Annotated in this window: 7 protein-coding genes and 1 riboswitch; of the genes, 5 read left to right on the top strand and 2 right to left on the bottom strand. The window is 69.7% G+C overall.

What is annotated here, in order from left to right:
* Positions 1 to 3: 3 nt before the first annotated feature.
* Positions 4 to 909, bottom strand: a complete 906-nt coding sequence (locus IEW34_RS22245) for a LysR family transcriptional regulator (RefSeq protein ID WP_188611405.1) — start codon at positions 907 to 909, stop codon at positions 4 to 6.
* A 103-nt stretch (positions 910 to 1,012) separates the two neighbouring features.
* On the opposite strand from IEW34_RS22245, the gene IEW34_RS22240 reads away from it, so the two are divergent.
* The 3 genes from IEW34_RS22240 to IEW34_RS22230 all read left to right on the top strand — a co-directional run bounded on the left by IEW34_RS22240 (position 1,013) and on the right by IEW34_RS22230 (position 10,187).
* The gene (locus IEW34_RS22240) at positions 1,013 to 2,200 is read left to right on the top strand and encodes an MFS transporter (RefSeq protein WP_188611404.1); all 1,188 of its coding nucleotides are present in this window, start codon (positions 1,013 to 1,015) and stop codon (positions 2,198 to 2,200) included.
* A gap of 46 nt (positions 2,201 to 2,246) precedes the next feature.
* Positions 2,247 to 3,281 (top strand): aldo/keto reductase, encoded by a 1,035-nt coding sequence (locus IEW34_RS22235; RefSeq protein ID WP_188611403.1) that lies wholly within the window; start codon positions 2,247 to 2,249, stop codon positions 3,279 to 3,281.
* A gap of 216 nt (positions 3,282 to 3,497) precedes the next feature.
* Complete coding sequence (locus IEW34_RS22230; protein ID WP_188611402.1) at positions 3,498 to 10,187, top strand: autotransporter outer membrane beta-barrel domain-containing protein; 6,690 nt, start codon at positions 3,498 to 3,500, stop codon at positions 10,185 to 10,187.
* A gap of 31 nt (positions 10,188 to 10,218) precedes the next feature.
* On the opposite strand, the gene IEW34_RS22225 is transcribed toward IEW34_RS22230, so the two are convergent.
* A complete protein-coding gene (locus tag IEW34_RS22225; RefSeq protein WP_188611401.1) occupies positions 10,219 to 11,268 on the bottom strand; it encodes a HoxN/HupN/NixA family nickel/cobalt transporter in 1,050 nt (349 codons plus the stop codon).
* A 320-nt stretch (positions 11,269 to 11,588) separates the two neighbouring features.
* A riboswitch (cobalamin riboswitch) is annotated at positions 11,589 to 11,783 on the top strand.
* Positions 11,784 to 11,890: 107 nt separating this feature from the next.
* On the opposite strand from IEW34_RS22225, the gene IEW34_RS22220 reads away from it, so the two are divergent.
* Complete coding sequence (locus IEW34_RS22220; protein ID WP_188611400.1) at positions 11,891 to 13,912, top strand: TonB-dependent receptor plug domain-containing protein; 2,022 nt, start codon at positions 11,891 to 11,893, stop codon at positions 13,910 to 13,912.
* Complete coding sequence (locus IEW34_RS22215; protein ID WP_308424391.1) at positions 13,906 to 14,946, top strand: ABC transporter substrate-binding protein; 1,041 nt, start codon at positions 13,906 to 13,908, stop codon at positions 14,944 to 14,946. Before IEW34_RS22220 ends, IEW34_RS22215 begins: the two co-directional genes overlap by 7 nt.
* Positions 14,947 to 14,956: the final 10 nt, after the last annotated feature.

The raw sequence follows: 14,956 nt of genomic DNA, 5'->3' as shown, positions 1-14,956 counted from the left end.
AAGTCAGCCCACCCGCGCCCGTTCGGCCAGGAAGTCGAGCAGCGCGCGCACGCGGGCGGGCAGCGGGCCGCCCTGGCCGACATAGACGGCGTGCACCTCCTCCAGATCGCCCGGGTTGTAGGCCTCCAGCACGGGCGTGAGCCGGCCGGCGCGGATGTCGTCGCGCACGGTGAAGGCGGCGAGCCGGGCGAGCCCCGCGCCAGCGATGGCGAGCCGGCGCAGCGCCTCGCCATCGCTCGCCTGCAGGCGCGCCCCCACCGGCCAGGCGATGACGCCGTTGCCGTCGCGCAGCGGCCAGCCCTCGATGGCGCGCGTGTAGCAAAAGCCCAGCCGCGTGTGATGGTCGAGATCGCTGGGCGTCTGCGGCGTGCCGTGCCGCTCCAGGTAGAGCGGCGACGCGACGATGGTCATGGGCGTGGCGCCGAGCTTACGTGCCACCAGGCTCGAACTCTTCAGCGGTCCGGCGCGTACGGCGACGTCGGTGCGCTCCTGAAGCAGATCGACCACCGCGTCGGTCAGCACCACGTTGAGCGTGATGCCAGGATAGAGCGCCAGGAACTCGGGCACCAACGGCGCCAGGATGTGGGTGTCGAAGGAGGCACTGGTGTTGAGGCGGACACGGCCCGTCGCCACCTCCCCCGAAGCGGCCACGCGTTCGGCCTCGTCCAAATCGGCAAGAATGCGTGTGGCTCGCTCGTAGAAGGCGGTGCCCTCCGGCGTCAGCTGGAGCATGCGCGTCGAGCGGCCGACGAGGCGCGTGCCGAGGCGGCGCTCCAGCCGTCCCATCAGCTTGCTGACAGCGGAGGGCGTCATGCGGCAGGCGCGGGCGGCGGCCGAGAAGCCGCCCAGCTCCACGATCCGCACGAACACCTCCATCTCGCCGGAACGGTTGAAATCGACGCGCGACATGATGATTTCAATTCACAAGTGATATTCCGCTTGAAGATCTAATTCACTGCCGGTCGGCCGTCTACCTGTCGCCCCAGATTTCACGGGGCAAGGGTGCACCATCATGCCGATCGCTCTCTACGCGTTGACCGCCGGTGCCTTCGGCATCGGCGTCACCGAATTCGTCATCATGGGGCTGCTGCTCGAGGTCAGCACCGATCTGGGGGTCTCGATCGCCACGGCCGGGTTGTTGATCTCCGGCTATGCGCTCGGCGTCGTCGCCGGCGCGCCGGTGCTGACTGCGGCGACCAGCCGCTGGCCGCGCAAGACCATCCTGCTCGCCCTGATGGCGATCTTCACCCTGGGCAACGCCGCCTGCGCGCTGGCGCCGAGCTACGGCCTGCTGATGGGCGCCCGCGTATTGACGGCGCTCGCCCACGGCACCTTCTTCGGCGTCGGCTCGGTCGTGGCCACGGGCCTCGTTGCGCCCGACCGAAAGGCCTCGGCCATCGCGGTCATGTTCACCGGGCTGACCGTCGCCAACATCCTGGGCGTGCCGTTCGGCACATGGCTCGGCCAAGAATTCGGCTGGCGCGCTACCTTCTGGGCGGTCGCCGCGGTCGGCGTCGTCGCGCTCGCCGTCATCGCCTGGCTGGTGCCGCGCGATACCGCGCCGGTCGAGGCGCAGGACTGGCGTGACGACGTCCGGGCCATCGCGCGCCGGCCCGTGCTGCTCGGCCTCACCAGCACGGTGCTCGGCTTCGCCGGCGTGTTCGTGGTGTTCACCTATATCGCGCCGGCGCTCACGCGCATCACCGGCTTCGCCGAGGGCGCCGTCTCGCCCATCCTGCTGATCTTCGGCGGCGGCCTCATCGTCGGCAACCTCATCGGCGGACGGCTGGCCGACCGCAACCTCGTCGCCACCATCTTCGGCACGCTGGCGGTCCTGGCCGCCGTACTCGGGCTGATGACCTTCGCGCTGCACCAGAAGGTCGCCGCCGTCGCCTTCATCGGCCTGCTCGGCGCGGCCGGCTTCGCCACCGTCGCGCCGCTGCAGATGTGGGTGCTGGAGAAGGCCGACGGGGCAGGCCAGAGCCTCGCGTCGAGCTTCAACATCGCCGCCTTCAACCTCGGCAACGCGCTCGGCGCCTGGGTCGGCGGCATGGTGATCGACCACGGTCCGGGGCTCGCCTGGGCGCCGCTCGTCGCCGCGGTGTTTCCGCTCGCCGCCGTGCTCACCGTCGCGCTCGCCGTGTGGCTCGAGACGCGCCGCCCCCATCCGGCCCTCGCCACCGTCGGCGGCGAGTGCTGAGGCGTCTCGCTCGTCGCGCCCCGTCTCTCTGCCAAGGAGTATTGCAATGGACTATCGACGTCTCGGCGCCTCCGGCCTCAAGGTGCCGGCGCTCAGCTTCGGCACCGGCACCTTCGGCGGCACGGGTCCGCTCTTCGGCGCCTGGGGTACCACCGATGCCACCGAGGCACGGCGGCTGGTCGACATCTGCCTCGATGCCGGCGTTACGCTGTTCGACACCGCCGATGTCTATTCGAACGGCGCATCCGAGGAGGTGCTGGGCGCCGCGATCAAGGGCCGCCGCGCCGATGTGCTGATCTCGACCAAGACCAGCCTGCCCATGGGCGACGGGCCGAACGACGCCGGCTCCTCGCGCCTGCGGCTGGTGCGCGCCGTCGAGGACGCGCTGCGGCGGCTCGGCACCGACTATATCGATCTGCTCCAGCTGCACGCCTTCGATGCCGGCACGCCCGTCGAGGAGGTGCTCGTCACCCTCGATGGGTTGGTGCGGGCCGGAAAACTCCGCTACGTCGGCGTCTCCAATTTCTCCGGCTGGCAGCTGATGAAGTCACTAGCCGTCGCGCAGACGCACGGCTGGCCGCGCTACGCCGCGCACCAGGTCTACTACTCCCTGCTCGGCCGCGACTACGAATGGGAGCTGATGCCGCTGGGGCTCGACCAGGGTGTCGGCGCGCTAGTCTGGAGCCCGCTCGGCTGGGGCCGGCTCACCGGCAGCATCCGCCGCGGCGCGCCGCTGCCAGCGGGCAGCCGCCTGCACCAGACGGCCGATTTCGGTCCGCCGATCGAGGACGAGCCCCTCTTCCGCGTGGTCGATGCGCTCGAGCAGGTGGCGGCGGACACCGGCCACAGCGTGCCGCAGGTCGCGATCAACTGGCTCCTCCAGCGTCCGACGGTCGCTTCCGTCATCATCGGCGCCCGCAACGAGGAGCAACTGCGCCAAAACCTCGGGGCGGTCGGATGGAGCCTGGGCCCCGAGCATATGGCAGCGCTGGATGCGGCGAGCAGCGTCACCGCACCCTATCCCTATTTTCCGTACCGCCGCCAGGAGGGCTTCGCCCGGCTCAGCCCCCCGGTGGTGTAGGCGTCCGTCGGGAATCCCGCCGCAGCTCGACCTCAAGCTGTGGCTCGGCCACAAAAGTTGCCGGCAAACTAGCCATTCCGTCGAGCCCTGGCGCCGGTTCATCGACTTCGCGTTGACCCGGGCGAAGCTGCGTTGCTACCGCCCACCGCGCGGGGGACCGGGGGGAGCTGTCGTGGAGCAGCTCGGTGCCCCGGCGAGCCTTGGGGGCACGACGCGATGACGAGCATTCCAGCGAGCCGCAAGGCCCGGCCGATGGCCATCGGCATCGGACGCGCCAGCCTGTTGTCCTCCGCGTCGCTGGCCGCGCTCATGGCCGGTCCGATCGGCATGTCGGCTCGGGCCACGACGTTCAGCTGCGTCTCCAGTGGCTCCGGCCAGACGTGCACAATTCCCGCTGGAAACTACACGTCAGCCGCGTCGCTCAATGCGTCGTCGACCCGCACGAGCGTGGACAACTACGGCCGCTTTGACGTGTCGACAGGGACGTACGCAATCAGCGTCAATACCGGCAGCGGCTCTGGATACGAATTCACCAACTACGGTGTTCTCAATCTCACCGCGTCGGCGAGCGCAAACGCATCCGCCATCTACGCGCCGTTGAGCCTCACCGCCTCCGGCGCGACCGGCAGCAACGGAATCGGGACCAGCAGCGCGCCCGTCACGGCCACGATCGGGGGCTCGCTTCTTCTCGACGACCGGCTGACGACAGCGGCCGGCGGGCTCTACGGGGTCTACGTCAACACGGCCGGGGGCGCCGGCGCCAACGGCGTCGATGAAGTCTTCAACGATGTCGATCCAGGGGCGGGCGGAGATGCCGGGCAGATCGACCTGACGCTCGACGGTGCGAAGGTCGAGGTCCGAGGCGGTTCCGCGACGACATCGGGGGCAGTCGTGCGGGCCTCCCAGAAGGGCGGCAATGGTGGATCGAGCGTGGATGACCCAAGCGGCGCAAGCGGCGGGGCGACGGGAACACTCGACGCGACCCTGAAGGCCAGCGAGCTCATTGGCGGCGGCACCGGGATCGCCGGCCTGCAACTGCGCCAGGAGGGCGGTGCCGGCGGGCGCGGCGACACGAACAACCGTGAGGAGCGCAGCAACGGCGCCAGCGGCGGCAGCCCCGGCCAACTCACCCTCGATATCCCGGTCACCGACATCGGCAGCGCAGTTTCGACCGCCGGGGCTCAGGCGCCGGGCATCGACCTCACCAGCCTCGGCGGCACCGGCGGGCTGGGCGCGTCATCGGAGGGAGGCGTCGATATCGACGCCGGCAACGGGGGTGCGGGCGGCACCGGAGGCGCCGTCAAGCTCGATGCGCAGGGTGCGGTCCGCGTCTCCACCAGCGGCGCCGCTTCGCCGGGCATAGCGCTGCTGTCTCAGGGCGGAGCTGGCGGCGACGGCGGCAAAGCCGCCAGCTACTTCGCGGGAGGCTATTCGGGATTCGGCGGCGACGGCGGCGGCACGCAGGCCGTCGCGCTGACCCTGGGTTCGGGCAAGACCGGCACCGGCAGCGGCACGCTGATCGAAACCTCCGGCGACAGCTCGCCGGCCCTCTCCGTGGCGGCCGCCGGCGGCGACGGCGGCGACGGCGGTTCCACCAACGCCAGCTCCGGGCGGGCGGAGAGCCGCGACGGCGGCAAAGGCGGCTCGACCGGCAAGATCACCGTCGATGTCGCCGATGGCGTGACCCTGCGGACCGCCGGAACGGCAGCCTATGGGCTGCTCGTCAAGAGCGCCGGCGGGCTCGGCGGCAATGCCAAGCAGTCGGCGGGCGGCATCGATTTCTCCAGTCAGGGCGGCAATGGCGGCGTAGGCGGCAATACCGGCGAAATCGAGGTTTCGTCCGCTGCCACCATCGAGACGAGCGGCGCGTCGGCGCGCGGCATCCTGGTGCAGGCGGCGGCCGGATACGGCGGCAAGGGCGGCAATGCGACGGGCGTCATTTCCGCTCATTCCGGCGACGGCGGCGCGTCGGGCTCGATCGGCAAGATGACACTGGGCAACAGCGGCGCCATCACCACGCGCGGCGACGGCGCCCAGGGCATCCTGGCGCAGTCGCTCGGCGGCGGCGGCGGCGCCGGCGGCAGCAGCAGCGGCTCGTTCTTCTATTCGGCCGGCGGCGACGGCGGCAATTCGCCGGAGGGAGTGGAGTCGACGAGTTCCAACAACGGCGGTGAGATCTCCCTCGCCAACACGGGGTCGATCACCACGTGGGGCGCGACCTCCGCGGGCATCATGGCCCAGTCGATCGGCGGCGGCGGTGGCGACGGTGGCAGCGGCAGCGGGGTCATCGCCGGCGACGGCGGCGAGGGCACGGGCGGCGGCACGGGCGGCGTCATCAACGTCGATGCGGGCGGCAGCGTTGCGACCCACGGCAGCCTTAGCCACGGCATCGTCGCGCAATCGATCGGCGGCGGCGGCGGCAATGGCGGCAACGCCTATTCGACGAGCGTCGCCGTCGGTGTTTCGGTCGGCGGCACGGCTGGCAACGGCGGTGGCGGCGGGCTGGTGAGCGTCGACGCCGCCAACGCCACGATCCAGACCGTCGGCACCGGCGCCAGCGGCATCGTTGCCCAGAGCATCGGGGACGGCGGCGGCACCGGTGGCGGCGCCTACACGATCGTGGGCGGCATCAGCGCGAGCGTGGCCGCAGCGGTCGGGGGGGCGGGAGGCAGCGGCGGCAACGGCGGCAATGCCACCGTCACCACCCGGCAGACGAGCATCCGGACGGGCAATCCGGACGTCGGCGGCATTCCGGACGGTGCCGTTCCGGTCGTCGATGCCATGGGCATCCAGGTGCAGTCGATCGGCGGCGGCGGCGGCTCGGGGGGCGGGGCCTCGGCGCGGGCCTTCGCGGTTGCCCTGCCATCGCCCAAGGAGGTCGTCTCGCAAAAGTCCCAGACGATCGTTGCAAGCTTCGCGCTGGGCGGCGCCGCGGGCGGGGGCGGCGACGGTCAACTGGCCCGCCTCGAACTGGGTCCTCAGACGCAGATTCAGACCGCGGGCGCCGGTTCGCACGGCGTCGAGGTGCAATCGATCGGCGGCGGCGGCGGCCAGGGCGGCGACGCGTCGGCGCTAGCGGGCACGATCGGCACTGCATCTCAGTTCGGCAAGCTGCAGCAGGGCACGCTGCAATACAACCTGACCGTCGCCATCGGGCGGACGGGCGGCGATGGTGGCAAGGGCGGCGAAGCATCGCTGACCGCCGGTGTCGCCAGTGCGGCCGAGAGCGACAAGGTCGGCATCGCGACAACGGGCGACTACGCCAACGGCGTCCTGGTGCAGTCGATCGGCGGCGGCGGCGGCAATGCCGGGCTTGGCTCCACCGAGGCGACCTATGCGTCGAAGGTCAGCTCGATCAAGATGGGTTTTGCCATCGGTGCCACGGGTGGCGACGGCGGCATCGGCGGCTCCGCGTCCGCCGACCTGCTGGCGAGCAGCGACATCAGCACCTCCGGCTCGGGTGCCGCCGGCGTGCTCGTGCAATCGATTGGCGGCGGCGGCGGCAATTCGACCGGAAGTACGGTCAATGTCAGTGGCTTCGACAAGCAGAAGTATAAGATCAATGACAGTCTGTCGGCATCCTACGGCATCTCCGTAGGCGTGGGCGCCGCCGGCGGATCCGGCAATAAAGGAGGCGACGTCTCCGTCGCCAACCAGGGTCGTATCGCCACCGCCGGGGCCGATGCGCCCGGCATCGTCGCCCAGTCGATCGGCGGTGGCGGCGGGGTGGGCGGCTCGCCCGGCAGCGATGCGGTGGCGTCGGGCGACGCCACGATCGCCAATCCGACGCTGCCCGACGACGAGGTGCCCAGTGCCAAGCTCGCCGCCGACGGCCTGCCCGGCACCACCATCCCGTCTCTGACGGCCGATTTCACGCTCAGCCTGGCGCTGGGCGGTACGGGGGGCACGGGCGGCGACGCGGGTATCGTGACCGTGCAACACGGCGGATCGATCACCACCGCCGGTGACTACTCGCCGGGCATCTTCGCGCAATCGATCGGCGGCGGCGGCGGCCGCGGTGGTGTGGCCGTGGCGCAGGGCAAGGGGAACACGGTCTCCTCGGTCATCAAGGAACTGAAGGTCAAATCCACCGTGGCCCTAGGCATCAGCGGCGGGGGCGGCGTCGGCGGCAATGGCAAGGAGGTTAATCTCAACCTGGACGGTGGCGCTTCGATCTCGACCGGTCAGTCCAGCCCGACCGCTGCGGGCAACGGCTTCCAGTCCTTCGGCCTCTTCGGGCAATCGGTCGGTGGCGGCGGCGGCTTCGGCGCCGACGGCTCGGTCAATCCCAACGGCCTGCTTTTCCTCGGCGCCGGTCTGGCCGGCAGCGGCGGAGGGGCCGGCAGCGGCGGGGCGGTGACGTTGCGGCAGTCGTCCGGCGGCAGCGCCATCGCCGTGCGGACGGCAGGCGATGCCGCGCACGCCATCGTCCTGCAATCGGTCGGCGGCGGCGGCGGCGTCGCCGGCGCCGGGTCGTCCCTCGTCGGCAATACCGGCATCGTGCCGTACACACCCACGCTCGAGCTGAAGCTTGGCGGCGCCGGTGCGAGCGGGGCCGGTGGCAAGGTCCTCGTCGACAGCCCCATCCTCACTCTCGGCACGACCGGGAAGGGAGCGTTCGGCATCCTCGCGCAAAGCGTGGGCGGTGGCGGCGGCTTCGCCGCGGTCAACGGCTCGACATCCACGATCACGCAGCTGGGTGGGGCTTCCAGCAGCGGCGATGGCGGCCAGGTGGACGTCAACACCAACGCCAGTTCGATGATCGTCACGGCGGGCGCCGGCGCGCATGGCATCGTCGCCCAGTCGGTCGGCGGCGGCGGCGGCATCGCCGCCGACACGAGCGGCGCGCTGACGTTGACCCGCCCGAGCGGCATGGGCGCCTCGAACGGCACTGGCAACGGCGGGGCCGTGGGCGTGAACGTCAACGGCGCGGTCCAGGTGTCCGGCACCAACGCGATCGGCGTGTTCGCCCAGTCCATTGGCGGCGGCGGCGGCTTCGGCGGGGACGCCGGCGGCGCCTTCGCCGGATCGACCGGGAACGCCGGCACCGGGACCACGAAATCGGGCGGTACCGTCACGGTGAACCAGAGCGGCACCGTCTATGCGCTCGGGTCCGGAGGCGTCGGCATCTTTGCCCAGAGCCAAGGGCCCAGCGGCAACGGCCAGGTGCAGATCGACGTCGCCGGAACGGTGAAGGGCGCGAGCGACGGCAGCGGTGCCGGCGTGCTCGTCTCCGCCGGCCGCAAGAACGCGCTCACGGTGCAGTCGTCGGGCTATGTCAGCGGCAACGGCGGCGCCGCCGTCCGCTACGTGGGCGATCGCTCCACCGCCGCCGGCAGCGTGCTCGACGTCTACAACTACGGCACCATCGACGGCGACGTGCTGCTCAACAACACCGACAGCAACGCCGCCGGCACCGTCTACAACTACTCCAACAACACGCTGAACGCCCGCCTGGTGGAGGCCAACGTCGTCAACACCGGCACCGTCGTCATCGGCGGCCGCGACACCGTCGGCACCACCCGCATCACCGGCAACTTCGCCCAGAGCCGCGACGGTACGCTGCGCCTCGATGCCGACTTCGGCGCCGGCCGCATCGACCATCTGAGCGTCGCCGGCAATGCCGAGCTCGACGGCCGCGTCGACGTGCGCACCGGCAACCTGCTGCCGCGCCGCCTGGCCTTCCTCGACGTCGGCGGCATCGCCTCCGGCACCCTCACCGGCATCAGCCGCAACGTCTTCGACTTCAATGTGGCCCGGGAGGGCAATTCCTACACGCTGGCGGTCGATGCCACCTTCAACCGGCCCGAATTCGGCTTGGGGGGCGGCGACGGCCAGGTCGCCGGCCACCTCCAGCAGATCTGGAACGCCGGCGGCGGGGCCTTCGGACCGATGTTCGCGGCGTTGGCCTCGGCCAACCTCGGCTCCTACACCGGCGTGCTCGGCGCGCTGCGCTCGGAGACCATCAACGCCCCCGCCGCCGAGAACGTGGCGCTGACCCAGCAGCGCCTCGACCGGGCCATGAGCTGCCCGGTGTTCCAGACCGGCACCGCCTCGCTGCGCGAGGGCGAGTGCCTGTGGGGCCAGGCCGGCGGCCAGCGCTTCAACCAGGGCCGCTTCGACGGCGCCGGCGGCTACAACGACACGGTCTACACCTATGCCCTGGGCGGCCAGAAGCGGATCGCCCCCAACTGGTTCCTGGGCTTCGCGGCCGCCTATGAGGACAGCCGCATCGCCGATGCCACCGGCAGCCGCGTCAAGATCGACGGCCAGACCGGCTCGGCCGGCCTCAGCCTGAAGTACGAGATCGGCAACTGGCTGTTCGCCGCCGCCGTCTCCGGCAACTACGGCAGCTTCGACAGCACCCGCATCGCCAGCTTCGCCGGCATCGGCGGCGTCGCCTTCGGCACGCAGAACCTCTACGGCTTGGGCGGCCGCCTGCGCGCCGCCTACACCTGGGACCTGGGCGGGTTCTATGTGAGACCCTTCGTCGACGCCGACCTCGTCTACACCAACGCCGGGTCCTACAACGAGATCGGCGCCGGCCTGTTCGACCGGCAGGTCGCTGGCCGCTCCGAGTGGGCGGTGCTGGCCAGCCCGACCCTGGAGATCGGCACCAACCTCGCGCTGGGCGGCGACTACGGGCTGCGGGCCTTCGCCCGGGCCGGCGTCACCTTCTCCAGCCTCGATGCCTGGTCGAGCAAGGCCCGCCTCAGCGCGGCACCGATCGGCGCCGACGGCTTCACCGTCAGCCTGCCGATGGACGACATCTACGGCCGCGTCGGCGCCGGCCTCCAACTCACCAGCCTGACCAACGGCATCAACCTGCGCGCCGAATACAACGGCGACTTCTCCAGCCACGCCACACGCCACATCGGGTCGCTCAGGTTCTCGATCGACTTTTGAGTGGGGGCGGCGCGAGCGCCGCCCCGTTCAGCTACCCACGCTGGAATTGCAGCCGGTCATAGCCTTTGGCGCGGTAGATCGCGATCGAGATGACCCAGCTCAGCAGGAAGATGCCGACGACGGCGTAGCCGAAATGGGCCAGATTGTCGTTGAGGGCGCCGATGTAGCTCCAGAATCCTCCCTCGAGGCCGAGCTTGTCGGCGATGAGGCCGAGCCCCTCGACGCCGCCGATGAAGATGGCGACGACCACCGACGCCGCGGTGATGGTCAGATTGTACCAGAGCTTGCGCACCGGCTTGTCCAACGCCCATCCGTAGGCGCCGGTCATCAGCACGCTGTCGGCAGTGTCCATCAGCGACATGCCGGCGGTGAACAGCGCCGGGAATACCATGATCGTCCAGAAGGACAGGCCCTGCGTCGCCTGGGCGGCGGATATCCCGAGCAGCCCGATCTCGGTGGCCGTGTCGAAGCCGAGGCCGAACAGAAAGCCGATCGGATACATGTGCCAGGATCGCGAGACTACCTTGAAGGTGCGGCGGAACAAGCGCGCTAGCAGGCCGCGGCCGGCAAGCAGCGCGTCGAGGTCCTCGTCGACGATCGGCTCGCCGCGCCGGGCCCGCACGAAGGCGCCCCACACCCCCACCAGCACGAACAGGTTGGCAATGGCGATGGCGAGCAGGAACAGGGCCGAGACCGTCGTGCCGATGAGGCCGCCGATGTCGTGGAAGGCCTCGAACCGGCTCTGCATGGCCGCCGCGGTGGTGGCGATGACGATCGAGGCGAGGACGACGATCGTCGAGTGCCCGAGCGAGAAGAAGAAGCCGACGGCATAGGGCGACTTGCCCTCCTGCATCAGCTTGCGCACCACGTTGTCGATGGCCGCGATATGATCGGCATCGAAGGCGTGGCGCAGGCCGAACATGTAGGCCAGGAAAGCCGTGCCCATGAGCGTGGGACTGTCTGAAAAGGCGATCCACGCCCAGATCCAGGCACCCAGATTGGCAGCGATGAGCAGCGCGAAGGTGGTCGCCGCCTTGATGCGCACCCTGAAGGGCTGATCATCGAACGGATTGAGAAGCATGCCGTGCCCCAGCCATGGCTGGTAATCACATTTGCATGGAAGTGACTATCGGACGATAGGACCTTCGCCGGTTCGGTACGCGGTCGATGGTCGCGTGTAGCGGCCCGAGCCGAGCGGAGGCCGCCGGCGCGGAAGAGGCCGGACAGGCTTGGTCTCAGCGGTTCCGTTCCCTGTGCAATGCGGTTGGGAAATCGGGAGCCCGCGCACGCAGCGCATCACCATCAGCAGTGCGCACCCGCGGCGACGCCGTATCGTTCGCGCGCATTCCCGTGTGAGCCCGTCGCCCCGGCGAGACCGATTGACGGCGGATCCGCAGCCGGTCTACGGTCGCGCCGACGGTTCCCTTCGGGGATCAAAAGGGAACGCAGTGAGGGGCAACCCGATGCTGCGGCTGCCCCCGCAACTGTAAGCGGCGAGCCTTGCGCACCAATGCCACTGGGATCTCGGGTCCTGGGAAGGCGGCGCAGCGGCACTGACCCGTGAGCCAGGAGACCTGCCGTCATCCGTGGTCACACGCGGGCCCATCGGGCGGGGATTCCTGGTGGCGGTCGAACCGCGCAACGCTGCGCGGCGAGGCCTCGTTCGCGGTGACGTGCCACTGACGTGACCGCCCGAGGCTCGCTTGATTCTCCATCTGTCGTCCGCTGCCGGGAGCAGCGCGCTTTCCCGTGGCATCCGCGCGGGCACGCCCGCCCTTGCCATCAGCCGCCGCGCCCTTGCCATTGCCGCGCTCGCGCTCGGTTGTGTCGCGGCTTGGCCCGATCGGGCCATCGCTCAGCAGGCCGGTGGCGCGGGGTCGGTTGCGCCGGACACCGCTCCGGTGGTCCTGGATGACATCGTGGTCAGCGCCACGGGCATTCCGACCGACGCGCGGCTGATCCCCAACTCGGTCACCGTGATCACCGAGCAGGAGATCGAAGAGCGCCAGCAGCGCACGCTGCCCGACGCGCTGACCGTCGTTCCCGGCCTCAATGTCGTCTCGACAGGCGGGCCCGGCGGCCAGACCTCCGTGTTCATCCGCGGCACCAACTCCAACCATGTCAAGGTGCTCATCGACGGGATCGAGGCTAACAACCCGGCCGTGTCCAACGGCGCGTTCGATTTCGGCCAGCTCCTGACCTACGATCTCGCGCGCATCGAGGTGCTCCGCGGGCCGCAGAGCGGTCTCTACGGCGCCGACGCGATCGGCGGCGTGATCTCGCTGATCACCAAGAAGGGCGACGGCCCGCCGAGGGCCTCGGTGCTGGCCGAGGCCGGCTCATTCGGCACCTTCAACCAGGCCGGCTCGCTCAGCGGCGGCAATGAGCGGATCAACTACGCCTTCAACGTCGCCCATTACCGGGCCGAGGGCGTGCCCGTGACACCGGGGAACCTGGTCCCGCCGGGTCAGCGCATCAATCCCAACTTCTATGACAATTGGACCGCATCGGGCCGGGTCGGCATCGCGGTGACCGACAATCTGGAGCTCAACCTGATCAGCCGCTACACCGATTCGCGGCTGCTCTTCACGACGGACAGCGGCTTTCCCTCCCAGCCCAATGCCTTCCGCTCGCTGCAGGACAACAACAACTACTACGGCCGCGCCGAGGCCGTCTGGACCCTGCTCGACGGCCGCTTCCGCAACGTCTTCGGCCTCAACTACACCAACGCCTGGAGCCGCAACCAGGAGCCGCCGACCATCGCCGGCCCCGTCGATCCGAGCGACAGCCGCGGCGAGCGCCTGAAATTCGATTGGCGCGGCGAGCTGGCGCTGATGCAGGGCCAGACGCTGGTCATGGGGCTCGAGCACAAGACCGACCGCTTGGCGACGAGCGATCTCACGGCCGAGAACCGCAACCGCGCCGGTTTCGTCGAGCTGCAGTCGAACTTCTCGGACCGCGTCTTCATCGTCTCCAACATTCGCTACGACGACAACCAGCAGTTCGGCGGCCATACCACCTGGCGCGTCGCGCCGGCGGTGATCGTCCCCGGTTCGGAGACCAAGCTCAAGGGTAGCGTCGGCACCGGCTTCAAGGCGCCCTCCTTGAGCGAGCTGTACCAGAACTTTCCCGCCTTCGACTTCTACGGCAACCCCAATCTGAGGCCGGAGGAGAGCATCGGCTGGGACGCCGGCTTCGAGCAGCCGCTGTGGCACGACCGGGTGCGCTTCGGCGCCACCTACTTTCACAACAAGATCACCAACCTGATCACCACAAACGCCGATTTCACCAGCTACACCAACATCGGGCGCGCCAAGACCTATGGCGTCGAATCGTTCCTGGCGATCGCCTTTTCCGATACGCTGTCGGCGCGCATGGACTATACTTTCACGGTGGCCAAGGACGAGGATGCCAACCAGGAGCTGCTGCGACGGCCCAAGAACAAGGTGAGCACCACGCTGACCTGGCTGCCGATCGACAAGCTCACCCTGTCTGCGACCGCGGTGGCGCTCGGTTCGTGGGTCGACGGCAACCGCGACTTTTCCATCCCGCGGCTGAAGGCACCTGGCTACGCTACGGTGAACTTGGCCGCGAACTACCAGTACAGCGACGCCATCATGGTCTTCGCCCGCATCGACAACCTGCTCGACCGTCACTACGAGGACCCGACGGGCTTCCTCGGGCGGGGCTTCGCCGCCTACGGCGGCGCCAAGTTCACGTGGTGAGGCGCCGACCCTTTCCGTCGCGCGGCGGGCAAAGGGGGCCCGCCGACGTGTCGCATCTGCTGGAGCATTTCCGCGTTTCCCTGAATCGCGGAAATGATCTGCTTATCTGTTTTGTCGCATTTTTTTCACGCGAACCGGCGTCCACTTCGCTCAGAAATGCCCTAGGCACCATCGCGCTCGCAGGCGCCGTTTGCCTCGGGGCGTCGGCGGCGCGCAGTCAGGAGCGGGCGCCCGAGGCGCCGCGACCCAAGCGCATCGTTTCCGTCAACATGTGTACAGACGAACTGTTGCTTCGGCTCGCCGAGAAGGAGCGCATCGCCTCGGTCACCTGGCTGTCTCAGGACCCCAGGAACGCCAATATGGCGGACGAGGCAAAGGGGCATCCCGCCAATCACGGCTTGGCCGAGGAGGTACTGTCCTATCGTCCGGACCTCGTGCTTGCCGGCGTCTACACCTCGCGCGCTTCGGTCGCCATGCTCCGGCGCGTCGGTCTCAACGTCGCCGACATCGCCGTGCCGCGCTCGCTTGCCGAGGTGCGCGACACCATCCGCCGGGCGGCGCAGCTCTTGGGAGAAACGGCGCGGGGCGAGGCCTTGATCGTGGACATGGACCGGCGGCTCGGCAGCCTCGCCGTGGCGCCGGGGGGCCGCAAGCCGCGGGCCATCGTGCTGCGGCCCAACGGCTTCACCGCCGCCAAGGGTTCGCTCGTCGACGACGTCATCAGCAAAGCCGGCCTCGTCAATCTCGCCGCCGAGCTGGGCTACGTGAACTATGCCCAGGTGCCGCTCGAGACGCTGGTGCTGGAAGGGGCCGACGTGCTGATCATCGACGGCGGACCCGGCAGCGGGCCGGCGCTGGCGAGCGAGGTGCTTCAGCATCCCGTCGTGAAGAAGCTCGCCGGCCGCCTCCGCGTCGTCTCGCTGCCGTCGCGCCTGTGGACCTGCGCTGGCCCCGCCGTCGTCGACGCGATCGAACAACTGGCTGCGGCGACGCGAGACCTGCGCGTTTCGCCCCCCGGACGCCCGGCGTCGTGAGCGTCGTGGC

Source organism: Chelatococcus reniformis, from assembly GCF_014640075.1.
GTDB classification, from domain to species: domain Bacteria; phylum Pseudomonadota; class Alphaproteobacteria; order Rhizobiales; family Beijerinckiaceae; genus Camelimonas; species Camelimonas reniformis.
This window is presented reverse-complemented; position numbering and strand designations above follow the sequence as displayed.

Excerpts from the sequence above, each read along its gene's own strand:
- IEW34_RS22245 (WP_188611405.1), bottom strand. The coding sequence starts at position 909 with ATGTCGCGCGTCGATTTCAACCGTTCCGGCGAGATGGAGGTGTTCGTG.
- IEW34_RS22240 (WP_188611404.1), top strand. The coding sequence starts at position 1,013 with ATGCCGATCGCTCTCTACGCGTTGACCGCCGGTGCCTTCGGCATCGGC.
- IEW34_RS22235 (WP_188611403.1), top strand. The coding sequence starts at position 2,247 with ATGGACTATCGACGTCTCGGCGCCTCCGGCCTCAAGGTGCCGGCGCTC.
- IEW34_RS22230 (WP_188611402.1), top strand. The coding sequence starts at position 3,498 with ATGACGAGCATTCCAGCGAGCCGCAAGGCCCGGCCGATGGCCATCGGC.
- IEW34_RS22225 (WP_188611401.1), bottom strand. The coding sequence starts at position 11,268 with ATGCTTCTCAATCCGTTCGATGATCAGCCCTTCAGGGTGCGCATCAAG.